This is a genomic window from Vibrio sp. 10N.222.55.C7, from assembly GCF_041473335.1.
In the GTDB taxonomy this organism is placed as follows: domain Bacteria; phylum Pseudomonadota; class Gammaproteobacteria; order Enterobacterales; family Vibrionaceae; genus Vibrio; species Vibrio crassostreae_C.
This window is the reverse complement of the sequence record NZ_JBFRSC010000037.1, coordinates 211,732-237,823: the sequence shown is the minus strand read 5'-3', so window position 1 is coordinate 237,823 and position 26,092 is coordinate 211,732. Positions and strand designations below refer to the sequence as shown.

The following is a 26,092-nucleotide window of genomic DNA, read 5'->3' as shown; positions in this document are numbered from 1 at the left end:
TGTATGCCGCTTTTTTATGACCATAATATGGTGGTCTGATTAGTAATTTTCCTGCATAATCGTACAGCTAACCAACCAATGAGTGATGAACTATGAAAATTATAAAAATAGTCGCCGTTATCGCACTTTTCCTAATTGCACTGGCTTTAGGCTCTCAAAACCAAACAACTGTGAATTTCAACTATCTGCTAGCGCAAGGTGACTTCCACCTATCAAGTTTATTAGGTGTTGTATTCGTTTCAGGCTTCGCCCTTGCTTGGTTAGTCTTTGGTAATATGCACATGCGGTCTCAGCTAAAAATTCATCGCTTGAAGAAGCAACTCAATAAGCAATCAAAGCAGGTCCCTGCTGATACTAAAGCTTAAAGGCTATATTTGATGTTAGAGTTACTGTTCTTACTTTTGCCCATCGCAGCCGCTTATGGCTGGTATATGGGTAATCGTAACGCTCAGCAAGAAAAACAAAAGCAATCACACCAGATCTCCCGTCAATACGTGACGGGTTTGAACCTATTACTGTCAGATCAATCTGACAAAGCGGTTGATCACTTTATTGAACTGCTTCAAGTAGACAATGAAACCATCGATACTCACTTGGCTTTGGGCAACTTGTTCCGCTCAAGAGGCGAAGTCGACCGCGCTATTCGTATTCACCAAAATCTCATCTCTCGTTCGGGGCTTACCCTCGATCAGAAAAATCTCGCACTGCAACAATTAGCTAAAGACTACATGGTCTCTGGCTTCCTTGATCGCGCTGAAAAAATCTTTGAACAACTTGTAGAAGAACCTGACCATAAAGAGGGCGCTTTACAGCAGTTGGTGGCTATTTATCAGCAGACCCGTGAGTGGAACAAGGCTATCCATTACGGAAATATCTTAGTTAAGCTCGGCAAGAAAAAAATGAAGATGCGTGCCACAGTCGCGCATTTCTGGTGTGAGCTTGCAATGCAAGAACAAGCCGATGGTAATCGTTCTAAAGCGCTTCAGCATTTTAAGAAGGCGCTTTCTGAAGACCCTAAATGTGTTCGCGCAAGTATCGCACTAGGGAAGTTCCACTTAGCGAACGAAGATTACCAAAAGACAATTGATTGTCTTGAATCGGTACTTGAACAAGATATCGATTTTATCAGTGAGGTGTTGCCAACCCTTGCTGAGTGTTACCACAAGCTTGGACAAGAAGCTCAATTGGTCGAGTTCCTCAAAGCGTGTATTCAGAAGAAAGCCGGTGTATCTGCCGAACTGATGCTGGCGCAATTGGTTGCTCACCATGAAGATGTAGGCTCTGCTCAAGAGTTACTGACAAAGCAGCTTGTTAAAAATCCAACCATGAAAGGTTTTTATCGATTAATCGATTACCACCTAGCGGAAGCAGAAGAAGGCCGAGCAAAAGACAGCTTAACCACACTTCAATCTATGGTTGGTGAACAGCTTAAGGTTAAGCCTCATTACCGTTGTCGTCAGTGTGGTTTCTCGACACACTCTTTGTATTGGCACTGCCCTTCATGTAAAGGGTGGGGGACGATCAAGCCTATTCGTGGGCTTGATGGTGAATAGATTTGTGGTCACTTTAAGACCAAATTATTAATTGCAGCTTTCGGGCTGCATTTTTATGACTGTTATTTATCACCTGCTTAGGTGATTAGAAATTTTTAGAAAGTTAACTGCGTTAGGAGATGAAATGAACGACCAAAAAATCATTGTAGCCTTGGATTATGATAATCAAGCGGATGCGTTAGCCTTTGTCGATCGAATTGACCCAGCATCTTGCCGCCTAAAAGTGGGCAAAGAGATGTTTACCCTGTTTGGCCCTGAATTTGTTCGTGAATTACATAAGCGTGGTTTCTCAGTATTTTTAGACCTTAAATTCCACGACATCCCGAACACATGTTCAAAAGCAGTCCGTGCTGCCGCTGAACTGGGTGTTTGGATGGTGAACGTACACGCAAGTGGCGGTGAGCGTATGATGACGGCTTCTCGCGAAATCTTAGAACCTTATGGCAAAGATCGTCCACTGTTAATCGGTGTAACGGTACTCACCAGTATGGAGCAATCTGACTTAGCGGGTATCGGTCTGGATCTTGAACCACAACAACACGTGATGCGCTTGGCTTCTCTAACGAAAAACTCTGGCTTAGACGGTGTTGTATGTTCTGCACAAGAGGCTTCTTTGCTTAAAGGTGCACTTGGTCAAGAGTTCAAGCTAGTTACTCCAGGTATTCGTCCTGTCGGCGCAGATGTTGGTGACCAGAAGCGCATCATGACGCCTTCTAAAGCGATTGAATCAGGTTCAGACTACCTTGTTATTGGTCGTCCGATTACGCAAGCGATAGACCCTGCTGCTGTACTTGCAGAGATCAACGGTACGCTTGCTTAAGTCTATATTTGGATTGAGATATAAATAAAGAAGGCCAGCAAATTGCTGGCCTTAATTTTTTTAGTCTGGATTAGTCTAAACTGGACTGAATGCTCTGTGTGGAGCCTAAACCGGAGCACCACTATGGAATTTGAAGTCGCTGTCTTCTGAAGTGATAAGATCAGCTTCTACTTGAGCAAAATGCGAAATACGCTCTGAAATATCTTTCCCTGCGATCTGTTCTGCTAGCTCAAGGTAATCTTGGTAGTGGCGAGCTTCTGAACGAAGTAGAGACACGTAAAACTTCTCCATGTCTTCTTCCAAGAAAGGAGCCAATTTAGCGAAGCGCTCACAAGAGCGAGCTTCAATAAACGCACCGATGATAAGCTTATCAACCAGAGCATCAGGCTCGTAAGTCTTAACTTGTTTGATCAAGCCCTTAGCGTAACGACCCGCCTCGATTGGCTGGTAAGTCACGCCTTTCTTCTCCATCAACTCCATGACTTGGTAGAAGTGATGCAGCTCTTCTTTGATCAGTAAAACCATCTTATCGATTAGGTCAGCACCGTAATTACAGCCTTCTTTCGCTGTGATTTGCTTGGATACGTTGCTTTTACCACGCAGAGACTCTAAGTCTCCGATACGACGGTAAGCAAATTGCTCGTATGGCAAAATCCATTCATTCAGTTGCTTCGCGCTTTCTTTATCGACGGCGTACTTGCGAATAAGGAATAAAGCACTCTGTGCCGCCTTAAGTTCACACAGCATGTGATCGCGTAGAATGATGTGAAGATTTTCTGGCTTTTTGGCTTCATCTATCCATGAATCTGGCGTTTCGGCTTTAAGAAAAGAGTGGATTGGAGCGAGTAATTCTTGATACATGGTCAGGGAAAGTTTGTTGATAATGCGGGGATTTTATCACAGCTCAAGAGATCTCCCTATACAGAGAAAGGAAATTCAACAGCTACAAAAAAGGCCGCCTATTTAATGTAAATAAGGCGGCCTTTAAGTGTTGAGTTAGACTGTTACCATTTCTTCTTCTGACCGAAGAGGGCATCCATATCGTCTTCTCGTTCTTTAGATTCCATCTGCTGCAAATCTTGAGCGTTTTTGTCTTGGCGTTTCTGGTCAAGCTCGTTAAGCATCTGTTGAAGCTTTTCTTTGGCTTGATTAGAGTACGAGTCGTTCTTAGTCGCCAAAGCATCAATACCTTTGCGTAATAGCTGAATCGCTGTTCCCGGTTGTCCGCGAGAAATCGAATCGTTTGCACGTTTGATAACATTTTCAATGTTAATACGGATTTGAATTGTTTCTAGGCGAGCATTTTCAACCACATAAGCTTGAGTCTCGAAACGGCCTTTATTGTGCTCGTTGCGCACCGTATCACGCAGGCGTTTAACTAACTTAAGCATCATGATCGCTTGCTTGTCACTACTTGGTACGCGGAAAGCGGTACTCTCGCCACCTTTGTAGTTCTCTTTTAGCTGAGTGATTTGTTGTTTTACGCTTTCAATGCGTTGGGCAAGCTGCTTATTTTTTGGATCGAGTTGATACATGTTTTCTAATGCATCAAGAATTCGATTGTTTAAGCATACAAGAAGATCTTGGCTAAACGGCATGTGATGAGCGTTGCCAATCAGTTCTTCTGTACCGTCAATAATGGTTAGATAACGAGAAGCTTCCTGTTTCTTCGCTGTTTCTACCTTAACTTTATATTGAAGCATGATGTTGTAGCCTAAAACTAACACCAAAAGAACGGCTACTAAGACGATTATTAAACCAATATTCATATATTTGAGTCTGCTTATTATTTTCTATAGCTAACTGGAGAGGATACACGATTCCATTGTGTATCGGCACTCGTAAATTGCAATTTCTGATTATCTCTTGTTGAGCGAAATCGGCAATCAAAACTTACCAACTAATGTATGAGAATGAGGGTTGGGTTGCAAAGCGTTAGTGATGTTTTTGTTTGTTAAGCTAGAAAAACTCAATTTTCCTGTCATTTTTGTGTTCGAAGCGTTATAACTATTAATTATATTACACGCGACTATAACGCTCTCTTTGCAAATAAGTTAGCACAGAAATGAGTAAAGGATTACGAGGTTAGATATGAAGTTACAGCAACTGAAGTACATTGTTGAGGTTGTAAACCATAACCTAAATGTTTCAGCTACAGCAGAGAGTTTGTACACATCTCAGCCTGGCATTAGTAAGCAAGTTAGATTACTTGAAGACGAACTAGGCATTCAGATTTTTGAGCGTAGCGGCAAGCATCTAACGCAGGTTACCCAAGCGGGTGAGGATATCATTCGTATCTCTCAAGAGATTTTGGCACGCGTTGAAAGTATTAAAGCGGTAGCGGGTGAGCACACTCATCCAGAGATGGGTACATTGAATATTTCAACGACTCATACTCAAGCTCGTTATGCACTGCCTGATGTGATTAAAGGTTTCACGGCGCGCTATCCAAAAGTATCGCTTCACATGCACCAAGGTACGCCAAGCCAAATGTCAGAAGCCGTCGCTAAAGGTACAGCGAATTTTGCGATTGCAACGGAAGCGCTACACCTTTACCAAGATGCGATTATGCTGCCTTGTTACCACTGGAACCGTTCGATCGTCGTGACCAAAGATCATCCCCTGGCACAGAAGCGTAATATCACGATCGAAGATCTTGCGGCTTACTCTCTCGTGACTTATGTATTTGGTTTCACTGGCCGTTCTGAGCTTGATACCGCGTTTAACAAAGTAGGTTTAACACCGCGTGTTGTGTTTACTGCGACCGATGCAGACGTAATCAAAACCTACGTTCGTATGGGCATTGGTGTTGGTGTAATTGCAAGTATGGCTATTGACCACGAGCAAGATACTGATTTGGTTGCGATTGATGCGAGCCATCTATTTGGTGCGAGCACAACCAGCATTGGTTTTAGAAAAGGCACCTTCTTGCGTTCTTACATGTTTGATTTCATGGAGCGTTTTGCACCGCACTTAACTCGCCCTGTGGTTGAGCAAGCTATTTCTTTGAAATCGAACGAAGAGATCGAAGAGATGTTTAAAGATATCGAACTGCCAGTTCGTTAATCTCATCGTGTAAATTTTGATTCTTATTCGGCCTGTATTTGCAGGCCGTTTTTCTTTTGGGCTTTTAGTTTTCGTTTTCTTTATCGGGCCTTTCCATTTCGACCTCTTACCCCTACAATCCACGCATCATAGGGGGAAGCATGCATTCACGATTTAAAATACTCGATTCATTTTTGCTAGAGCACCAGATTTACTGGCGTTCAGAGCCCTTCCATCTATGTCGAACTCACCAAACACCATGGCGCAATGTGAATCGTCCTCTTGTTGATTGGTTAGAAGGCTTGAGTATTCAGCGCATTCAAACGTTGAAAGAGCAGCCTCAGCTATTGGCCGATGAATTGACTCTTTTCCTCCCTCAATTATATGCCGTTAACCAAAATATCCAGTTTGAAAGAGCGACACTTGCCGGGTTAAAGCTTGCTCGCGGTACTGGAGATGGTATTCCTGGAAGAAAGTTGCAACAAATTGTTTCGATGGGAGAAGCTGTGCTTGAGAACCATTATGGAAAAGAGTGGTTGGAATGGTGTTCTGGTAAAGGCTTTCTTGGTCGAATCCTATCTCAGCAATCGGATCAAAAAGTCACTAGCTTTGAATGGCAGCAATCGTTATGCGAAAGCGGACAAAAGATTGCGGATGACCAGAAGTTAGCGATGGATTTTGTTCAAGGAGATGCGTTTTCAGACAAGGCCGATGACGTGTTTAATTCGTACCAACATGCCGTGGCCCTTCATGCTTGTGGTGATCTTCATGTTGAGCTAGTTAAAAAGTCAGTGTCACATGGGCTACCAGCGGTCACTATTTCTCCTTGTTGTTATCATCTTATTCGAGACGAAAACTATCAAGCGATGTCTTCTATCGCGAAAAGCTCAGCATTAACGTTAAGTAAGAGCGACTTGAGAATCCCGCTTCAAGAAACCGTTACTGGTGGTGAAAGAGTAAAAAGACATCGTCAACTAGAGATGAGCTATCGTCTAGGCTTCAGCCAGTTGCTTAAGGCTGAACTTAACATTGACGAATACATTCCTGTACCGAGCATCAAAAAATCAGAGTTAGCTGAGGGTTTTGAATCTTTCTGCCGTTGGGCATCTGAAGTGAAAGAGCTATCGCTGGGCTCAGATATTGATTTTGACTCTTATTTGATTCAAGGCGAAGCGCTTTTCTGGGAAATGGAAAAGCTGAGTTTGGTTCAACAAGTCTTTAGACGACCATTAGAGATATGGCTGGCTTTAGATCGCGCTATCTATCTGCAAGAGCAAGGTTATGAAGCTACGATTGAAGAGTTCTGTGAACGCAGTATTACGCCAAGAAATCTATTGATTCATGGGGTTAAAATCGAGCGCTAGTGGTAAATCGTACTGTTACGTGTTTTTACGAACTAAATCCATTAATGCAAAAAAGCCAGCGCGACATAATGTCGTACTGGCTTTTTGTTTAATGTGTATGAGTTAACTGAACGCTTCAACGAGAAGATTATTGCGTTCAGTTAGTCATTACATCATTAGTTAAACATTGCGATTGCTTCTGCTGGGTCTACGTATTCAAGGTCAAAGCTTTCTGCAACTTCTTTACAAGTTACTTTACCGTGAATAACGTTTAGACCTTCTAGGAAGCCTTCATCAGATAGAAGTGCTTCGCGGTAGCCTTTGTTCGCTAGCTTAACAATGTAAGGAAGTGTTGCATTGTTTAGTGCGTAAGTTGAAGTACGAGCAACAGCGCCAGGCATGTTTGCAACACAGTAGTGAACTACGTCATCAACAATGTAAGTTGGGTCTGCGTGAGTGGTTGCGTGAGAAGTCTCGAAACAACCGCCTTGGTCGATTGCAACATCAACAACTGCTGAACCTGGCTTCATCTTAGCGATGTGCTCTTTTGTAACCAATTTTGGAGCTGCTGCGCCAGGAATTAGTACTGCACCAATTACTAGGTCTGCTTCTAGAACATGCTTCTCAATGGCGTCTTCAGTAGAATAAACCACTTTTGCGCGACCTTGGAATTCTTCATCAAGTCGACGCAGTGTATCTACGTTACGGTCAAGAATTGTAACATCAGCGCGAAGGCCTACAGCCATACGTGCTGCGTTAGCACCTACAACACCGCCACCAACAACAACAACTTTTGCTGGTTCAACACCTGGAACGCCACCAAGAAGAAGACCACAACCACCGTTAGATTTCTCTAATGTTTGTGCACCTGCTTGAATAGACATACGACCAGCTACTTCAGACATTGGTGCTAATAGTGGCAAGCGACCCATATTATCTGTTACAGTCTCATAGGCTACGCAGACAGCTTTGCTCTTGATAAGCTCTTCAGTTTGTGGAAAATCTGGTGCAAGGTGTAAATAGGTAAATAATATTTGCCCTTCGCGAAGCATAGCTCGCTCGACAGCTTGAGGTTCTTTAACCTTTACAATCATCTCTGCTTTCGCGAAAACGTCAGCAGCAGTAGGAAGAATGGATGCGCCTACAGCGATGTAATCATCGTCTGAAAAACCGATACCAGTACCGGCATTGGTTTCTACAAAAACTTGGTGGCCGTGTGAGATTAGTTCTCTCACGCTAGCTGGGGTCATACCAACGCGGTATTCGTGGTTCTTGATTTCCTTAGGTACGCCAATGATCATCCTGACTCCTCATTTTATTTTGGTTGTTTTATCTATGTGTAGGGTAATTCTGTCGAATTAATATCTAGTATAGATAGGTTTAGATAAAATTTGATACTGAATATTAAAAAGTTGTAGTATATTTTTTTGCAAGGAAGTAATAAGGTGGAATAAAAAATGGCAGACAATTATAAGAAGCCGTCCAAGGAACTAGATCGTATTGACCGCAACATTCTTAATGAGTTGCAAAAAGACGGTCGTATCTCAAACGTTGAACTCTCAAAACGAGTAGGACTTTCTCCAACTCCATGTCTTGAACGTGTTCGTCGTTTAGAACGTCAAGGTTACATTACTGGGTACACAGCGTTGCTGAACCCACAGTACCTTGATGCTTCACTTTTAGTGTTTGTTGAAATTACGTTGAACCGTGGTGCGCCAGATGTGTTCGAACAATTCAACACCGCTGTGCAGAAACTGGATGACATCCAAGAGTGTCATTTAGTGTCGGGTGATTTTGACTATCTTCTAAAAACACGTGTATCTGATATGGGTGCTTACCGTAAGCTACTGGGTGATACGTTACTTCGTCTACCGGGCGTAAACGACACTCGAACTTACGTAGTAATGGAAGAAGTGAAACAAACCAATCAACTTGTGATTAAAACTCGTTAGTCACAATTGGTGAAATGAAAGAAAGCGGACATTTGTTCCGCTTTCTTGCTTTCTGGAATTGGGTTTTTCTGTTTGATATGGTTAAATCAACAGTAGTTTCATTGAAACGAGCGGCTTTGGCCGCTCGAGATGTTTTTATCCCGTTTAATTATTAAGTTGGTTTATGTTCAAGCAGAGCAGTAATAAAGTAGAAACAATCATTAAAACGAGTGAAGAGCCTCAGTCTCCTCGTTTGAGTGGTTCTCAACGTCTCAAAGAGTGCAGTCTGATTCTCGGTGTTCTCTTCTCTATTCTACTTGCCGTTGCGTTATTAACTTTTAGTCCTGCAGACCCATCATGGTCGCAAACGGCGTGGGGTGGTGACATTCAAAATGCGGGTGGCTACCTAGGTGCTTGGTTGGCGGATACGCTTTTCTTCGTATTTGGCTCTTTGGCTTACCCTCTGCCTATCTTAGTGACGGTTGCTGCGTGGGTTTTATTCCGCAAACGTAATGAAGACGAGCAGATCGACTTCATGCTGTGGGGCACTCGCTTACTTGGCCTGACTATCCTAATTCTTACGAGTTGTGGTTTAGCGGATATCAACTTTGACGACATCTGGTACTTTTCATCCGGTGGCGTGGTAGGTGACGTTTTAACAAGCCTTGCACTTCCAACGTTGAATGTTCTTGGTAGTACGCTGGTTCTTCTTTTCTTATGGGGTGCTGGTTTCACTCTATTAACCGGTATCTCTTGGCTAAGCATTGTGGAATGGTTGGGTGAATGTGCCATCAAATTTTTCACGTCTACTGTTAATAAGGCTCGTGGCCAAGACCAAGAGCTGCTTGAGCCTCAATTAAGAGAATCAGCAGACCGCGATTTAATCGAAGAACGTCATCAGCAGCATCAAGCGCCAACTTACCGCGATGTTCCTGCTATAGAAGGCAACAAAGAATCAACAGAGCATGATCCGCTAGATCCTGCGATGAGTTTTTCTGCGACCAATGAGTTGGCAGACGTGGCGACAAATGCGCGAGACAATGCTGCATCGCCGAAGCGTCATTACAATATTCATATGCCTGTCGATGCTCCTGCGAAACAAGAAGCTCCTGTTCATGAAGAACCTCAGGTTCAGCCTCAAGCGGTAATTGAGTCAGAGCAAACGATCCCTGCAGCAGCTGTTTACCAAGCGCCAGAAGAACCGCTAGAAGAAGGTATTGAGCGCTCTAAACAGTTGAATGCAACGATAGAGCAGCTAGAAAATGCGGCCATGTATGAAGATGACCTAGCAGAACAAGATCAGGTTGACGCGCATGATTCTCAGGTTGCTTACCAACAATACATGCAGAACGAACAACCAGAAGTTGGCCCTGCTCATGCTGACCTTAGAAGTGCTGAACCAGAATTAGATAGCTCACCACAAGTAAATGGCGAATTTGGTTCTGAAGATGTTCAACCTGAATCTTTATACGCTTCACCTATGGGCGAGCCAGAAGCAACCGTGGAAGACGATTTCTCTGCACAACCTTCACCGTTTGATGTTACGGAAGAGCAAAGCTACCAACAGGGCTCAGAGCTTGAATCAGAACAGGCTGAAGCTGAATTAGCTGACGCAGCATTAATCGAAGAACAGTTTGAACCTTTCCCTTATCAAGAAGAACATTCAGAACCTGAACAGCCAACAGCACAAAACCTAGAGCCAACTGTTGATCTTCCTTGGGAAGAAGTAACGGAAGAAGAACCTGCGCATCAAGATCAAGATCAAGATGTCGCCGCATTCCAAAGCATTGTTTCTGAAGCCCAAGCGAATATGGCAGCGGCGCAGAATCCGTTCTTGGTTCAACAAGATGTTAATTTACCTAAGCCTGCTGAGCCATTACCCACGCTTGAATTGTTATTCCACCCTGAAAAGCGTGAAACCTTTATTGACCGTGATGCGCTAGAGGCAATTGCTCGTCTTGTTGAATCTAAGCTAGCGGACTACAAGATCAAAGCAGACGTTGTCGACATTTTCCCAGGTCCAGTAATCACTCGATTCGAACTTGATCTGGCTCCAGGTGTGAAAGTAAGCCGTATTTCTGGCCTTTCTATGGACTTAGCGCGTTCGCTCTCTGCATTGGCAGTACGTGTCGTAGAAGTGATTCCGGGTAAACCTTATGTTGGCTTAGAACTGCCGAATATGAGTCGCCAAACGGTATTCTTCTCAGACGTGGTTGCTAGCCCTCAGTTCCAAGAAGCGAAATCGCCAACGACAGTGGTTCTAGGACAAGACATCGCTGGTGAAGCCGTTATTGCTGATCTATCGAAAATGCCTCACGTTCTGGTTGCTGGTACAACCGGTTCTGGTAAGTCGGTAGGTGTGAACGTAATGATTCTGAGTATGCTTTACAAAGCATCACCGGAAGATGTTCGATTCATCATGATCGACCCGAAAATGCTTGAGTTATCGGTTTACGAAGGCATCCCTCATCTATTATCTGAAGTGGTAACCGACATGAAAGATGCGTCGAACGCCCTTCGTTGGTGTGTAGGCGAGATGGAACGCCGTTATAAGCTGATGTCAGCGTTAGGCGTTCGTAATATTAAAGGTTACAACGATAAGCTTAAGATGGCAGCGGAAGCGGGTCACCCAATTCACGATCCACTGTGGAAGCCGGGCGACAGCATGGACCCAGAAGCGCCATTGCTTGAGAAACTGCCTTACATTGTGGTTATCGTTGATGAATTTGCCGACCTAATCATGGTGGTTGGTAAGAAGGTTGAAGAACTGATTGCACGTTTGGCACAAAAAGCACGTGCGGCGGGTGTTCACTTGATCCTAGCGACGCAACGTCCATCAGTGGATGTTATTACTGGTCTTATTAAAGCGAACATTCCAACCCGTGTGGCCTTTACGGTATCAACTAAAACGGATTCACGAACTATCCTTGACCAAGGTGGTGCGGAATCACTATTGGGCATGGGTGATATGCTTTACTTGCCTCCTGGTTCTAGCCATACAACTCGTGTTCACGGTGCCTTTGCATCTGATGACGATGTACACGCAGTCGTGAATAACTGGAAAGCGCGTGGTAAGCCAAACTATATTGATGAAATCACTAACGGCGAACAAACTCCAGAAACCTTGCTTCCGGGTGAGAAGATGGAAGGTGATGAAGAGGTCGATCCTCTGTTTGATCAGGTGGTAGAACACGTTGTTCATTCACGTCGTGGCTCAGTTTCAGGTGTACAGCGTCGATTCAAGATTGGCTACAACCGTGCTGCACGTATTGTCGAGCAACTTGAAGCTCAAGGTATCGTAAGTGCTCCAGGTCATAACGGTAACCGAGAAGTCTTAGCTCCAGCGCCACCAAAAGATTAGTTCCGGTAGGAACTCATAACTATTCAGTCGGTCAAATCGAAAATATGACCGACTTATGTTCTAACAGGATTATTGATGAAAAAAGTATTCGCACTTTTATTTATGAGCTTCTCAGTGTTTGCTTCTCCGAAAGAAGAGTTGAGTAGCCGCTTGGCATTAAACGCAGGCTTCAGCGCTGACTTTAAACAAGTCGTGACCAGCCCTGATGGTGATGTTGTTATGGAAGGTGAGGGCACGGTAGAGATTGCACGCCCAAGCCTGTTCCGCTGGGAGACCACGTTCCCTGATGAAAACTTGTTGGTATCTGATGGCCAAAGCTTGTGGTACTACAGCCCGTTCATTGAGCAAGTGAGCATTTATTGGCAAGAGCAAGCGACATCACAGACACCTTTTGTCCTGCTTACACGTAACCAAGAAAGTGATTGGGATAATTATAATGTGGCGCAAACGGGTAACCAATTCACGCTAACGCCAACTGCTGTCGATTCTAATCAGGGCGACTTCCAGATTAATATCACCGAAAAGGGCATTGTTCAGGGCTTTAATGTGATTGAACAAGACGGTCAAAAAGGTGAGTTTACCTTTAGCAATGTTGATTTGGGTAAACCTGCAGCAGACCGCTTTACTTTTGTGGCACCGGAAGGTGTCGAGGTCGACGACCAAAGAAACTGATCTAAACAAGCAGATCGTTTGGTAGTACGTCGATAGGCATTAATGCCATCAACGAATCAAGAGATTGCAATTGAGTAATTACAGCTTAGATTTTGCGGGGGACGAAGATTTTCGTCCCCTTGCTGCTCGTATGAGACCGGAAACTGTCGAACAGTACATCGGTCAGCAGCATATATTAGGCCCAGGTAAACCACTTCGCAGAGCGTTGGAAGCGGGCCATATCCACTCGATGATTTTGTGGGGGCCTCCGGGCACCGGTAAAACGACGTTAGCCGAAGTTGCAGCAAACTATGCGAATGCTGAAGTGGAACGCGTATCGGCGGTAACCTCGGGCGTAAAAGACATTCGTATTGCAATTGAAAAAGCGCGCGAGAACAAGCAAGCAGGGCGCAGAACCATCCTGTTTGTGGACGAAGTCCATCGCTTTAACAAAAGTCAGCAAGATGCTTTTCTGCCTCATATCGAAGATGGCACCGTGACCTTTATTGGTGCGACGACAGAAAACCCATCTTTTGAACTGAACAACGCTTTGTTGTCACGTGCGCGTGTCTACAAACTGACGTCCCTGAACACAGATGATATTTCTCTTGTCATTCGCCAAGCGATTGAAGATAAGCAACGTGGGTTAGGTGATGTGCCTGTTGATTTTGCTGATAATGTTTTAGATCGCCTTGCAGAACTGGTTAACGGCGACGCGCGTATGTCGCTTAACTACCTTGAACTGCTGTATGACATGGCAGAAGACAACGATAAAGGCGAGAAAGCGATAACCTTGCAGTTGTTGGCTGAAGTGGCTGGTGAGAAAGTCGCTCGTTTCGATAACAAGGGTGATATTTGGTACGACCTAATCTCCGCGGTTCATAAGTCAATTCGTGGCTCAAACCCTGATGCGGCCTTGTACTGGTCAGCACGAATGATTGCTGCGGGTTGTGATCCTTTGTATATCGTTAGACGCTTGCTGGCGATTGCTTCTGAAGATATCGGTAACGCTGATCCTCGCGCCATGCAGGTAGCGATGTCGGCTTGGGATTGCTTCACGCGCATTGGCCCTGCTGAAGGGGAGCGTGCGATTGCGCAGGCGGTTGTTTATCTCGCATGTGCACCAAAGAGTAACGCCGTTTACACCGCGTGGAAGCAAGCGTTAACAGATGCTCACAATCTTCCTGAATATGAAGTGCCGCATCATTTGCGAAATGCACCGACAACTTTGATGAAGGACATGGGCTACGGGCAAGAATACCGTTATGCTCATGACGAACCAGGAGCCTACGCCGCTGGTGAAAAGTATCTGCCTCCTGAAATGGGAGAGAAGCAATACTATTTCCCAACAAAACGAGGCTTAGAGACCAAAATTGGCGAGAAGCTAGATTATCTGGCGGATTTGGACGCAAAAAGCCCACAAAAACGCTATGAAAAGTAGTCTTTTTTGGATATCGTTACCTAGTCATAAAATTTCAATTAAATCGTTATAAATTGGTCGAAATAACACCAGTTTTAGGGGTTTAGCAGTGATTCAGTAGCAAGCTACTGAATATTCAAATAACTAAAGCATAGGATTAGCAATGCTGGATTCTAAATTACTTCGAGCTGAGCTGGATGAAACAGCGGCAAAATTAGCACGTCGAGGCTTCACCCTTGATGTAGAGACAATTCGTGAACTTGAAGAAAAACGTAAGTCCCTTCAGATGAAAACTGAAGAGCTACAAGCGTTACGTAACTCTCGATCGAAGTCCATTGGTCAAGCGAAAGCAAAAGGCGACCATGAAGAAGCTGAGCGTATCCTTGCAGAAGTAGGCAACTTAGGCGCAGAACTAGACCAAGCTAAAGTAGCATTGGCTGATCTTCAATCTGAGCTAGAAACGATCACAATGTCTATTCCTAACCTACCTGATGCAGAAGTGCCAGATGGTAAAGATGAAGACGATAACGTAGAAGTTTCTCGTTGGGGTCAACCTAAGACTTACGACTTTGAAGTGAAAGATCACGTCGATCTTGGCGAAATGTCTGGCGGTCTTGATTTTGCTAGCGCAGTTAAAATCTCGGGTTCTCGTTTCATCGTGATGAAAGGCAAATTTGCACGTCTACACCGTGCTATTGCTCAGTTCATGCTGGACCTTCACACTGATGAGCACGGCTACACAGAAATGTACGTACCGTATCTAGTGAACCACGATAGCCTTTACGGTACTGGTCAACTTCCTAAGTTCGGCGAAGACTTGTTCCACACAAGCCCGCTAACTGAGCAAGTAAGTGACGTACCTCTTAAGACTCTATCGCTTATCCCTACTGCGGAAGTACCGGTAACGAACATGGTTCGTGACACGATCACTGATGAAGCTGAACTGCCACTTAAGATGACAGCTCACACGCCGTGTTTCCGTTCTGAAGCGGGTTCTTACGGTCGTGACACTCGTGGTCTTATCCGTATGCACCAATTCGACAAAGTTGAATTAGTACAAATCACTAAGCCAGAAGACTCAATGGCAGCGCTTGAAGAGCTAACTGGTCACGCTGAGAAAGTACTTCAACTTCTAGAGCTTCCTTACCGTAAAGTGATTCTATGTACAGGTGACATGGGCTTCGGTTCTGCGAAAACTTACGACTTAGAAGTATGGGTTCCAGCACAAGAGACTTACCGTGAAATCTCTTCTTGTTCAAACATGTGGGATTTCCAAGCACGTCGTATGCAAGCTCGTTTCCGTCGTAAAGGCGAGAAGAAACCTGAACTTGTGCACACACTAAACGGTTCTGGTCTTGCTGTAGGTCGTACTATGGTTGCTATTCTTGAGAACAACCAAGAAGCTGACGGCCGTATTGCTATCCCAGCAGTACTTCAGCCATACATGGGCGGCGTAACGCACATCGGTTAATCTAATTATTTAGCGCCTCGCGCGAAATAGATTATTTAAAAGGCTTTGCTGTAATGGCAAAGCCTTTTTATATGCGACAGTTATTTAGAGAAGCTAATTCAAAGAACCGTTACATAAAAGAGAAGCTGGCGTTAGCAGCAGTATCTGCTTGCTTACACGCTAGAAGCGCCTTTCGGTAGTAGCTTTGATAGTTGTTTTTTGTCAGCTCATCAATGGTATAAAGCTGGGTGATCACTTCATCACATTGCTTGATGATAGTAAGCACTTGCTTAGCACCCATAGAATCTGGCCAAATTACAGAAAGCAGTTTCACGATGTTCATACAGACGTTTTTGATCATCGGGCAGCGCTTATGAATGTCTAAGTAAGCCACGAGCACCAGTTTATAATCTGATTGGCCTTGCTTAATGCTGATGTTTTTCTCTTTAAGCCATGTCATTTTTTCTGTGTTACGATTTTTCATCTCAGCACACATCGTCATCTGACTCGACACAACGGTTTCGTTTGCTGTCTTGATGATCAACATGCCGCAGCGATTCTCAGCGACTTTGAATTCGTTCTCACAACTCATTCTGTCCAACAACCATGCATGGTGATAAATCACAGGAAATGCGTTGAAGTCATTCTTGTCGTGCAGTGCGGTCAAAATTGTCACCGCCTTTTGATACTGCTTGGATTCCATCGCGATGTGAGCTGCTATCAATGCCAAGTCGGTTTGAAGTCCAGATCTTGCCTCGGTCGGGATCTTAGAAATTAGGTAATTGACCTGATCCAAATTCGCTTGTCTATCAATGCCATCAGACGCGCAATAGAGCAAGAATCGAATATGATTCAACTTCATGTACAAGTTGTCACGGAAGGTATCTCTGTTGATCTGCACGTAGTTTTGATAGTGAAGCAGTGCAGTTCTCGAGTCATTCACCGACAAACATAGATTCGCGATTGCTAACTCTCGCTCTGAGTTTCCAGGGGTGAGTTCGCTCGCCAACTTAAAATGTGCAATCGCCGCAGGAATCTTGTTGCTGATCAGATTGACCTGTGCGGCTTGGTCTCGATACAAAGTGCTGGTGGGCGCTGAATCAATCAAGCTTTCGATCATGCGTTGTGCTTCATTAAGCTGGCCTAAGTTCGCAAGGCTGTTCGCTAGCCCAGCTTGAGCCCAATCGAAACTGCCTTCATCAAGCGCTTTTTCATAAACACGCTTAGCTTCGTCGTAGAGTTCAAGCTTTGATAGAAAGCTTCCACGGAACTGTTGAATCGTCGCGAAATATTCTGGATGGAATGCGACTAACTCTTCGCAAAATTCTAAACCCGCTTGGTAGTTGTTCTCTCTTTCAGCCTTGTAGATATTCTGCAACACCAGCTTCTTTTTTAGAGAGCTTGTAATACGTTGTTTTAAGGTTTCACGATTGAATGGTTTTAATAAATAGTTATCTGGTCGAAGTTCTAAAATAGGGCGGATCGATAAAGCGGAATTCTCACCTGTAACTAGAATAAATATTCCATCGTCTTTCAATCTATTCGATTGTTTAAGCTCTTCAAACAGCTGCTTGCCATTGATGGTGTTACCAAAGTTATAGTCACAGATAATCACATCAAACTTCGTCTCGCTTGTTATCGTCATAGCGATGCGAGGGGATTTAGCAATTGAAATCATTCGCTCTGAAAAGCCGATATGGATCAACATATTGCGGATGGTTGATAGCACAATCGATGAGTCATCAACGATAAGTGCATTGAGTTGGTTTAATTTCATGTTTACTTTAAATTATTTACTGACGTGAATTCCGCAGCGATTACGGGTTGCGTTGCTGTCTTGCTCGATCGACAAAACAGAAAAGCTCTGTTTCTACCAAGTTGATACAAGCTTTCGTTACTATTTATTATCTAAGTACAGTCGAATTGAATTAGCTGATTGGATTCTAGAATGAAATCGAATGAGGAAGCTCATCATAATATCCGACAAAAAATGGCTTGTATTTTAAGCGGCTATTGACCCGATAGGTAAAACTCTTTTGCTAATTGTTTTTATGGAGAGGATTAAATTTATTTGTGAGATTCTTCAGGGTGGAATCATAGATAAAATATCAGTTTGAGATGTTTTTATTGGCTGTTTGATTATTTGCCTTGTGAGTAAGCCACCTTTAGCACTCTAAAGGCGGCGTATCGGCTTATAAATTTTCGGAATTTCTATTTGGCTTTATTTATATCAATTTGACTTGAAGCAAGCAGATTGTTGCAGAGCTTTATCAATTGCAGAGACCAGTTGCTCGATATGCGCAGGTTCGCTGATAAATGGAGGCATCATATAAATTAGCTTACCAAATGGACGGATCCAAACGCCTTGCTCTACAAAGTGCGCTTGGATGGTTTCCATATCGACAGGTGTGTGGGTTTCAACGGCGCCAATCGCGCCCAACCAGCGGACGTTTTTGACAAGATCATGCTCTCGCAGCGGTGGTAGCAACTCAGAGAAAAGCTGCTCAATCTGCTGAGTCTGATTTTTCCAATGGCCTTGCTCGATGATGGATAAACTTGCCGCGCCGACTGCGCAAGCCAATGGGTTACCCATAAAGGTTGGCCCGTGCATAAAGCAGCCCGCTTCACCGCCACATACCGTGTCAGCAACTTCTTTACTCGCAAGTGTCGCTGACAATGTCATATAGCCACCAGTTAAAGCTTTGCCTACGCATAAGATGTCCGGTTGAACATCGGCATGCTCACAAGCGAACAGTTTCCCTGTGCGGCCAAATCCGGTCGCAATCTCATCCAAGATCAGCAATACATTGAATTCATCACACAGTAAGCGAACCTGTTTTAGGAACTCAGGGTGGTAGATGCGCATGCCGCCAGCCCCTTGAACGATTGGCTCTAAGATCACCGCTGCGACTTCTTGATGGTGTGCTGCCAACTTTTCTCGAAAGCTGTTGATGTCGTTCGCGTCCCATTGATCCCAAAAGCCTGTTTTTGGCGAATCAGCGAAAATGTGTTCCGGTAAAAAGCCTTTGTAGAGGCTGTGCATCGAATTGTCAGGGTCGGTCACTGACATCGCCGCAAAGGTATCCCCGTGGTAGCCATCTCTCAGTGTGAGGAACTTTGAACGAGGTTGTCCTTTAGCGTGCCAATATTGGAGCGCCATTTTTAGGCTAACTTCTACGGCTACTGAACCTGAATCGGCCAAAAATACATGCTCAAGATTAGTTGGCGCAAGATTCAAAAGCTTCTTACATAAATCGATAGCGGGCTGGTGGGTGATACCACCAAACATAACGTGTGAAACCTTATCGATTTGACTGTGAGCTGCAGCGTTTAACTCTGGATGATTGTAGCCGTGGATGGTTGACCACCAAGATGACATACCATCAATAATTCGTTTTCCGCCTTCTAATTCTAGGTAAACACCGTCTGCGTTGGTGACTGGATAGCAGGTCAGAGGTGTTAACGTTGATGTGTAGGGATGCCAGATATGCTGGCGATCAAAGGCGAGATCCATAGTAACTTCCATTCTTGGTGTGATTAAAAAATAACCAGATGTAAACTTTTGATATTATCAATGTGTTGACAGTCTAAAGCTTGTCGGTAGACTAGCCAAGCATAAATGCAATCTCTATTGATAGAGATGAAACATCAAATAATAAAAAAGGATCGACACGTGGAAGTTCGTCATGACTGGACAGTTGCTGAAGTAACAGCGCTGCTTGAAAAACCGTTTATGGATTTAATGTTTGAAGCTCAAGTGGTTCATAGACAGTACCAAGAGCACAACCACGTGCAGGTGAGTACGCTTCTATCAATTAAGACTGGTGCTTGTCCTGAAGACTGTAAGTACTGTCCTCAAAGTGCTCACTACCGAACGGATGTCGACAAAGAACGCCTAATGGAAGTAGAGCGTGTTTTGGATGCGGCGCAAAAAGCCAAGAACGCAGGCTCGACTCGTTTCTGTATGGGCGCGGCGTGGAAAAACCCGAAAGAACGCGATATGCCTCACCTGACTGATATGATCAAAGGTGTGAAAGGTATGGGTCTAGAAACTTGTATGACACTAGGCATGTTAACACCCGATCAAGCTGGCGAGTTAGCGGATGCAGGTTTGGATTACTACAACCACAACCTTGATACGTCTCCTGAGTTCTACGGCAGCATCATCACCACTCGTACTTACCAAGATCGTTTAGATACGTTATCCCACGTGCGTGATGCCGGTATGAAGATCTGCTCTGGTGGCATTATTGGTATGGGCGAAAGTACCAATGACCGTGCAGGTCTGCTGGTAGAGCTAGCGAACCTTCCTGTACACCCTGAGAGTGTGCCAATCAATATGCTCGTAAAAGTGAAAGGCACACCGATGGAAAACGTCGATGATGTTGAATCTTTTGACTTCATTAAGTTAATTGCGATTGCTCGTATCATGATGCCAATGTCTGCGGTTCGTCTATCTGCAGGCCGCGAGAATATGAATGAACAGATGCAGGCGATGTGTTTCATGGCTGGCGCGAACTCTATCTTCTACGGTTGTAAGCTACTGACTACGCCAAACCCAGATGAAGACACGGACATGCAGCTGTTTAAGAAGTTAGGCATCAACAGCCAACAAGTGGCTCAGAAGCCTGATGAAATTCAAGAAAACGAACTGTTAGATCAAGTAGTGGAGCGCGTTGCTGCTCGTCCAACGAAAGATGACATGTTCTACGATGCCACTGTTTAAATCCCGTATCAAAGATGCCCTTGTTCAACGCCGTGAGCAGGGGCTAACTCGTCAACTTAAAGTGCTCGAAAACAGTAATGGTCCTTTGCTTAATTGCGAAGGTTCTCGCTTTATTAATTTTTCGAGTAATGATTACCTAGGCTTGGCGAACGACCCTGAATTGGTAGAGGCGTGGCAAGCGGGGCTTTCCCTTTATGGTGCTGGCAGTGCGGCATCGCCATTGGTCACGGGTTTTAGTCCTGCTCATAGAAATTTAGAAGCTCAGCTGTGTGAATGGTTGGGCTTTGAACGTGCGATTCTCTTTAGTTCTGGTTTCAGTGCGAACCAAGCCTTGTTGTTTTCTCTGCTCGAAAAAGACGACTCTCTGCTGCAAGACAAGCTTAATCACGCCTCTTTGATGGAAGCGGGGATGCTTTCTCATGCAACCATGAAACGCTTTAAACACAACGACACGCAGCATCTAGAGTCTCTATTAAGCCGATCTCTACAATCCTTGGTCGTCACTGAGGGCGTATTCAGCATGGACGGCGATCAAGCGCCTCTCAGCCAGATATCTAACCTGACTCATCAATACGACAGTTGGTTGGCGGTTGATGATGCCCACGGTATCGGCGTATTAGGTGATAAAGGAGCTGGGAGTTGCAGTGCAGCACAAATCTCCCCCGATATTTTGGTGGTGACCTTTGGCAAAGCATTTGGCGTTTCTGGCGCTGCGATTCTTTGTTCGTCAGAAGTGGGTGATTACTTAACTCAGTTTGCTCGTCATCATGTGTACTCGACGGCGATGCCACCTTCACAAGCGGTGGCTTTATCTCATGCCTGTAAGATGACTCAAACTCAAGAGTGGCGCCGAGAAAAGCTGACTGAGTTAGGGTCTCTCTATGCAGAGCAGGTGAGCGGCTTGAAAGGCTTTGTGGATACTCAGACTCCGATTAAGCCATTTGTGATAGGTGAAGCACAAGCGGCATTATCAATAGCTGAAGAGTTAAAGCAAAACCAAGTTTGGGTGACCGCAATAAGGCCGCCAGCCATACCTGCTGGAACTGCTCGATTACGAATCACGTTAACAGCTAACCATAGCCCAAAACAGATTCTCCAGTTAACCAGGTCGTTGCATCAAGCCATTGAACGAAACATCGACTTAAGCACTGAACCGGGTATCCATCCAAGCTTTGAATCAAATAAAGAGGCTCAGTAAATGTCACAAGAAGCAGTAGTGCATAATTACGTTGGCCAAGATAAGAGTGCGATTGCCGAAGCCTTTGGTAAAGCGGCAACAACCTATGACAAACACGCTGAATTTCAACGCGATGTTGGCCACCGATTACTGGATAAATTACCCAGCGATCTGTCAGGCTTTAAGGTGCTGGATCTAGGTTGTGGTACTGGCTATTTCTCCGAGCAACTTGTAAAACGAGGCGCCGAAGTGGTTTGCGCTGATCTTTCTGTTGGAATGCTAGCAACAGCAGAGAAGCGGTGTGGTGCATCTGTATCTTTATATCAACAAGCCGATGCCGAACAATTGCCGTTTGAAGATGGGTGCTTTGACATCGTTTTCTCTAGCCTTGCGTTGCAATGGTGTGACGATTTGTCGTCGCCTTTGAGAGAGATGAAGCGTGTTACAGCGGCTGGTGGGCGTGTTATTTTCTCAACTTTGCTTGATGGGTCGCTGTTTGAACTGAAAAAGTCGTGGTCCAAAATTGACGCACATCAACACGTTAACCATTTTATTACAATCAATAAGGTAAAAATTGCGTTAGCGCAATCTAGCTGTACCGTTCATCAACTAGACTTGCCCACCATCACCGTTTGGTACGACACTGCGTTTGAACTGATGCGCGACCTTAAAGGTATCGGCGCTAATCACGTAAGTGGTCGCTCACAAGGTTTAACAAGTCGTCGCATGTTGCAGCTTGTTGATCGGGAATATCGAGAGTTTAAGAACCATCAAGGTTTCTTACCAGCAACATATCAAGTTTGTTTAGGGGTTATTCAATTATGATTGATGCATTATTCATTGCAGGTACGGATACCGAAGTGGGAAAAACTGTGGTTTCAAAAGCGATTCTTCAAGCTTTGGCCGCACAAGATTTATCAACAATTGGTTACAAGCCAGTTGCTGCAGGGAGTGAAAAATCCCCTGAAGGAATACGTAATAGTGATGCACTGCATCTTCAAGAAGCGGCGACGCAAGATATTGCTTACGAAGACGTCAATCCATACGCGTTGTTGCTACCATCATCGCCTCACATCGCTGCTAAGCATGATGGTGTTGTAATTGATGAGGCGGTATTATCAGCGAAGCTAGAAGAGCATAAGAAAAACTCTGACATCGTGTTAGTTGAAGGTGCTGGTGGTTGGCGAGTCCCGGTTTCAGACGATGAATATCTTTCTAGCTGGGTTAAAAAAGAGCAACTGCCAGTGGTACTGACTGTGGGTATTAAACTTGGTTGTTTGAGCCACGCTCTATTAACGGCAGAAGCGATTCGTGCTGATGGCCTAAACCTAGTAGGTTGGGTCGCAAACCGTATCAATCCAGGTACTGAGCACTACGCAGATATTATTGCGATGCTTGAAGATAAGTTAGGTGCACCTAAGTTAGGTGAAATCCCTTACGTCCCAAAAGCGAAGTCTAAAAACATTGGTAAGTACATTGATGTGCAGCCTTTGCTTGCGCTTTAATTACCACGTTATGTACTAAATAAGAAAAGGGCTGCGATTGCAGCCCTTTTGCTATTTTAAGCCTTTAGACCTTGAGTTGATAAACAACCGGTCTTTTAATAAACAAGCTTAGAACTAATGTTCTTTAGTCAGTCCCATTAAAGCTTGCTGAGTTTCTGTGATTTTTGTCTGTGCCGTTTGCGGTGTTAGGATTCCAACCTGCTTTTTCGCTTCTTCTTCAGTAATCCCTAGGTGACAGCACAGTAAATCGATAGCCATTTGAGTGTTAGTACCTTCAACCATGATCCTTTCCTTTTTGTACATGGACTAGCCAATAAATCATCTGAAGTCACTGTAAACGGATTGTTATATCGACACCATACGACTTAGGTCTAATAGAGTGGATTTAATTCGGATATGGTCTCGTAATCAAATGTTGCAATTTAATGCTTAACCTTGTTTTCTTAATCTAAGACTATATGTATAAGTAAGTATAAGTCTTCAAGGTTGAAACTATTGCTGTCTGCCTTGTCTATAACAATAAGTTTTATAAAAACAGCTTTCATGCGGAGATAAGTAATGAAGCGAGTAATGTTGTTCCTTGCAACTAACCTAGCGGTTGTATTGGTACTAAGTGTTGTTCTTAATGTTGTATACGCAGTTACAGGTATGCAACCCGGTAGCCTCTCAGGTTTATTGGTGATGGCTGCGGTATTTGGTTTTGGCGGCTCATTCATTTCATTAATGATGTCGAAGAAAATGGCGCTACGCTCGGTAGGCGGCATGGTCATTGAAAGCCCACGTAACGAAACAGAACATTGGTTGATGGAGACGGTAAGCCGTCAAGCTCAACAAGTTGGTATTGGTATGCCAACAGTGGCGATCTACGATTCGCCAGACATCAACGCATTCGCAACAGGTGCTAAGCGTGACGATTCATTGGTAGCGGTATCAACAGGCCTTCTGCACAACATGACACGTGACGAAGCTGAAGCGGTATTAGCGCATGAAGTTAGCCACATCGCAAACGGCGACATGGTGACGATGACCCTAATGCAAGGTGTTGTGAACACGTTCGTTATCTTCCTATCTCGTTTCATCGCCAACATTGTTGCGTCGAATGACAACGAAGAAGAGGGTGGCAGCAACATGATGGTGTACTTCGGTGTGTCTATGGTGCTGGAACTGGTATTTGGTTTCCTAGCGAGCTTCATTACCATGTGGTACAGCCGCCACCGTGAGTTCCATGCTGATTCAGGTGCTGCGCACTTGGTTGGTAAAGAGAAGATGATTGCAGCGCTAGAGCGTCTAAAGGTGAGCCATGAGCCACAACTAGAAGGTTCTATGATGGCGTTTGGTATCAACGGTAAGAAGTCTCTAACTGAGCTTCTAATGAGCCACCCGCCGCTAGACAAGCGTATTGCTTCTCTACGTAACATGTAATCGCTACGTATTCTTCAGTCGCTAATCGACAAGATACATTTGAAAGGCTTCCTTCGGGAGGTCTTTTTTGATCTTGGCGTTTAAGATAACAAGTGTTGAGACATGAAGTATGAGATATGAGGTGCAGTTGTCGCTAGGTGATTAAATTGAATCAGTAGGAGACGAGTCGATCAATTGGAGAAGGCTTGGTGTTCTTATGTTGACGATTCTTGTGGCGATAGATTTAGTTCCACGCAATAAAAAGGCTTCCACATGGGAAGCCTTAGTCTATTCTGCGATTCGAAATTCGAATATTACAGCTTGTCAGTTAGCTCGATTGCTTGACCGATGTAGTTTGCTGGAGTCATCTCTTTCAGACGAACTTTCTCGTCTGCAGGAATCTCAAGACCATCGATGAATGCACGCATGCCTTCGCCATCTACACGTTTACCACGAGTTAGCTCTTTTAGCTTCTCGTATGGTTTTTCGATGCCGTAACGACGCATTACTGTTTGTACTGGTTCAGCCAATACTTCCCAGTTCTTGTCTAGTTCAGCAAGTAGCGCAGCGCGGTTAACTTCAAGCTTGCTAATACCTTTCAGAGTCGAAGTGTATGCAATGATTGCGTAGCCAACACCCACACCTAGGTTACGAAGAACCGTAGAGTCAGTAAGGTCACGCTGCCAGCGAGAAACTGGAAGTTTTTGTGCAAGGTGGCTGAATACTGCGTTCGCTAGACCAAGGTTGCCTTCAGAGTTTTCGAAGTCAATTGGGTTAACTTTATGCGGCATTGTCGAAGAACCGATTTCGCCAGCAATAGTCTTCTGCTTGAAGTGACCAAGAGCGATGTAGCCCCAAACGTCACGGTCGAAGTCTAGAAGGATAGTGTTGAAACGAGCAATTGCATCGAATAGCTCAGCGATGTAATCGTGAGGTTCGATTTGAGTTGTGTACGGGTTCCAAGTTACGCCAAGAGATTCAGTGATGAACTCTTCGCTAAACTGGTGCCATTCAACTTCTGGGTATGCAGAAAGGTGTGCGTTGTAGTTACCTACAGCACCGTTGATTTTCGCTAGGATCTCAACGTTTTCGATTTGCTTGTATTGACGTTCCATACGGTACGCAACGTTAGCCATCTCTTTACCCATAGTAGAAGGAGAAGCTGGCTGACCGTGTGTACGAGACAGTAATGGAATATCGCGGTACTCGTTCGCAAGTGCTTTGATAGCATCAATTACGTTACGGATTTCTGGAAGAATCACTGTGTCACGAGCTTCTTTAAGCATAAGCGCGTGAGAGGTGTTGTTGATGTCTTCAGAAGTACATGCAAAGTGAATGAATTCGTTAACTGCGTGAAGCTCAGGAACGCCCGCAACTTTCTCTTTCAAGAAGTACTCAACCGCTTTAACGTCGTGGTTAGTCGTGCGCTCGATCTCTTTGATACGTAGAGCATCTTCTTCGCTGAAGTTAGCGGCTAGTTCATCAAGAAACTGGTTAGCTTCTGCACTGAACGCTGGTACTTCTTTGATTGCATCAGTTGCTGCAAGCTTTTGTAACCAACGAATTTCAACGATAGAGCGGTACTTTAGTAGTCCAAACTCACTAAAGATGCTGCGTAATGCAATAGTCTTACTTCCGTAACGGCCGTCTACTGGTGAAACAGCAGTCAATGCTGACAGTTCCATGGTGTTCTCCTGAATTGAGTTTTC

Annotated in this window: 22 protein-coding genes; 15 read left to right on the top strand and 7 right to left on the bottom strand. The window is 44.5% G+C overall.

The window, feature by feature from the left end:
* Nucleotides 1-92 precede the first annotated feature (92 nt).
* The 3 genes from AB4482_RS13865 to pyrF all read left to right on the top strand — a co-directional run bounded on the left by AB4482_RS13865 (nucleotide 93) and on the right by pyrF (nucleotide 2,373).
* Entirely contained in the window at nucleotides 93-365 is a 273-nt protein-coding gene (locus tag AB4482_RS13865) for a LapA family protein (RefSeq protein WP_017060239.1), read from the top strand.
* Nucleotides 366-377: 12 nt separating this feature from the next.
* Nucleotides 378-1,553, top strand: coding sequence for a lipopolysaccharide assembly protein LapB (gene lapB / locus AB4482_RS13860; protein ID WP_017060240.1), 1,176 nt, complete (start codon nucleotides 378-380; stop codon nucleotides 1,551-1,553).
* Nucleotides 1,554-1,677: 124 nt separating this feature from the next.
* Nucleotides 1,678-2,373 carry an orotidine-5'-phosphate decarboxylase gene (gene pyrF / locus AB4482_RS13855; protein ID WP_017060241.1) on the top strand — a complete coding sequence of 232 codons (696 nt, stop codon included), beginning with the start codon at nucleotides 1,678-1,680 and terminating at the stop codon, nucleotides 2,371-2,373.
* 105 nt (nucleotides 2,374-2,478) lie between these two features.
* Here the strand turns inward: pyrF and miaE are convergent, their stop codons facing one another.
* Both miaE and AB4482_RS13845 read right to left on the bottom strand, forming a co-directional pair.
* Entirely contained in the window at nucleotides 2,479-3,234 is a 756-nt protein-coding gene (gene miaE / locus AB4482_RS13850; RefSeq protein WP_017060242.1) for a tRNA isopentenyl-2-thiomethyl-A-37 hydroxylase MiaE, read from the bottom strand.
* A 143-nt stretch (nucleotides 3,235-3,377) separates the two neighbouring features.
* Nucleotides 3,378-4,142 (bottom strand): hypothetical protein, encoded by a 765-nt coding sequence (locus tag AB4482_RS13845; RefSeq protein WP_017060243.1) that lies wholly within the window; start codon nucleotides 4,140-4,142, stop codon nucleotides 3,378-3,380.
* A gap of 322 nt (nucleotides 4,143-4,464) precedes the next feature.
* Here AB4482_RS13845 and cysB point away from each other — a divergent pair, with 322 nt between their 5' ends.
* Together cysB and AB4482_RS13835 are read left to right on the top strand one after the other, a co-directional pair.
* Complete coding sequence (cysB, locus tag AB4482_RS13840; protein ID WP_017060244.1) at nucleotides 4,465-5,439, top strand: HTH-type transcriptional regulator CysB; 975 nt, start codon at nucleotides 4,465-4,467, stop codon at nucleotides 5,437-5,439.
* 140 nt (nucleotides 5,440-5,579) lie between these two features.
* A complete protein-coding gene (locus AB4482_RS13835) occupies nucleotides 5,580-6,782 on the top strand; it encodes a methyltransferase (protein WP_372105243.1) in 1,203 nt (400 codons plus the stop codon).
* A 155-nt stretch (nucleotides 6,783-6,937) separates the two neighbouring features.
* Here the strand turns inward: AB4482_RS13835 and ald are convergent, their stop codons facing one another.
* The gene (ald, locus tag AB4482_RS13830) at nucleotides 6,938-8,062 is read right to left on the bottom strand and encodes an alanine dehydrogenase (RefSeq protein ID WP_017060246.1); all 1,125 of its coding nucleotides are present in this window, start codon (nucleotides 8,060-8,062) and stop codon (nucleotides 6,938-6,940) included.
* Nucleotides 8,063-8,218: 156 nt separating this feature from the next.
* On the opposite strand from ald, the gene lrp reads away from it, so the two are divergent.
* The 5 genes from lrp to serS all read left to right on the top strand — a co-directional run bounded on the left by lrp (nucleotide 8,219) and on the right by serS (nucleotide 15,595).
* Nucleotides 8,219-8,713: a leucine-responsive transcriptional regulator Lrp gene (gene lrp / locus AB4482_RS13825; RefSeq protein WP_004734558.1), complete on the top strand. Its 495-nt coding sequence runs from the start codon at nucleotides 8,219-8,221 to the stop codon at nucleotides 8,711-8,713.
* 163 nt (nucleotides 8,714-8,876) lie between these two features.
* On the top strand, nucleotides 8,877-12,053 hold the full coding sequence (locus AB4482_RS13820; protein WP_372181089.1) for a DNA translocase FtsK 4TM domain-containing protein: 3,177 nt from the start codon (nucleotides 8,877-8,879) through the stop codon (nucleotides 12,051-12,053).
* A 75-nt stretch (nucleotides 12,054-12,128) separates the two neighbouring features.
* Nucleotides 12,129-12,725, top strand: coding sequence for an outer membrane lipoprotein chaperone LolA (lolA, locus tag AB4482_RS13815; protein ID WP_017060248.1), 597 nt, complete (start codon nucleotides 12,129-12,131; stop codon nucleotides 12,723-12,725).
* Between the two features lie 64 nt (nucleotides 12,726-12,789).
* Entirely contained in the window at nucleotides 12,790-14,145 is a 1,356-nt protein-coding gene (locus AB4482_RS13810) for a replication-associated recombination protein A (RefSeq protein ID WP_017060249.1), read from the top strand.
* A 142-nt stretch (nucleotides 14,146-14,287) separates the two neighbouring features.
* Entirely contained in the window at nucleotides 14,288-15,595 is a 1,308-nt protein-coding gene (serS, locus tag AB4482_RS13805; protein ID WP_010439959.1) for a serine--tRNA ligase, read from the top strand.
* Between the two features lie 109 nt (nucleotides 15,596-15,704).
* Here serS and AB4482_RS13800 read toward each other — a convergent pair whose 3' ends face one another.
* Entirely contained in the window at nucleotides 15,705-17,351 is a 1,647-nt protein-coding gene (locus AB4482_RS13800; protein WP_372181088.1) for a response regulator, read from the bottom strand.
* A 453-nt stretch (nucleotides 17,352-17,804) separates the two neighbouring features.
* Nucleotides 17,805-19,088, bottom strand: a complete 1,284-nt coding sequence (gene bioA, locus AB4482_RS13795; RefSeq protein ID WP_372181086.1) for an adenosylmethionine--8-amino-7-oxononanoate transaminase — start codon at nucleotides 19,086-19,088, stop codon at nucleotides 17,805-17,807.
* A 159-nt stretch (nucleotides 19,089-19,247) separates the two neighbouring features.
* On the opposite strand from bioA, the gene bioB reads away from it, so the two are divergent.
* The 4 genes from bioB to bioD are packed head-to-tail and all read left to right on the top strand — an operon-like array spanning nucleotide 19,248 to nucleotide 22,982.
* Complete coding sequence (gene bioB / locus AB4482_RS13790) at nucleotides 19,248-20,300, top strand: biotin synthase BioB (RefSeq protein ID WP_016792500.1); 1,053 nt, start codon at nucleotides 19,248-19,250, stop codon at nucleotides 20,298-20,300.
* Nucleotides 20,287-21,498: an 8-amino-7-oxononanoate synthase gene (gene bioF / locus AB4482_RS13785; protein WP_017060253.1), complete on the top strand. Its 1,212-nt coding sequence runs from the start codon at nucleotides 20,287-20,289 to the stop codon at nucleotides 21,496-21,498. Before bioB ends, bioF begins: the two co-directional genes overlap by 14 nt.
* Nucleotides 21,499-22,302, top strand: a complete 804-nt coding sequence (bioC, locus tag AB4482_RS13780; protein WP_017060254.1) for a malonyl-ACP O-methyltransferase BioC — start codon at nucleotides 21,499-21,501, stop codon at nucleotides 22,300-22,302.
* Complete coding sequence (gene bioD, locus AB4482_RS13775; RefSeq protein WP_372181084.1) at nucleotides 22,299-22,982, top strand: dethiobiotin synthase; 684 nt, start codon at nucleotides 22,299-22,301, stop codon at nucleotides 22,980-22,982. Before bioC ends, bioD begins: the two co-directional genes overlap by 4 nt.
* A gap of 114 nt (nucleotides 22,983-23,096) precedes the next feature.
* Here the strand turns inward: bioD and AB4482_RS13770 are convergent, their stop codons facing one another.
* Nucleotides 23,097-23,264 (bottom strand): hypothetical protein, encoded by a 168-nt coding sequence (locus tag AB4482_RS13770; RefSeq protein ID WP_017060256.1) that lies wholly within the window; start codon nucleotides 23,262-23,264, stop codon nucleotides 23,097-23,099.
* Nucleotides 23,265-23,540: 276 nt separating this feature from the next.
* On the opposite strand from AB4482_RS13770, the gene htpX reads away from it, so the two are divergent.
* On the top strand, nucleotides 23,541-24,404 hold the full coding sequence (htpX, locus tag AB4482_RS13765) for a protease HtpX (protein ID WP_029235299.1): 864 nt from the start codon (nucleotides 23,541-23,543) through the stop codon (nucleotides 24,402-24,404).
* Nucleotides 24,405-24,697: 293 nt separating this feature from the next.
* On the opposite strand, the gene purB is transcribed toward htpX, so the two are convergent.
* The gene (purB, locus tag AB4482_RS13760) at nucleotides 24,698-26,068 is read right to left on the bottom strand and encodes an adenylosuccinate lyase (RefSeq protein ID WP_017065316.1); all 1,371 of its coding nucleotides are present in this window, start codon (nucleotides 26,066-26,068) and stop codon (nucleotides 24,698-24,700) included.
* Nucleotides 26,069-26,092 lie beyond the last annotated feature (24 nt).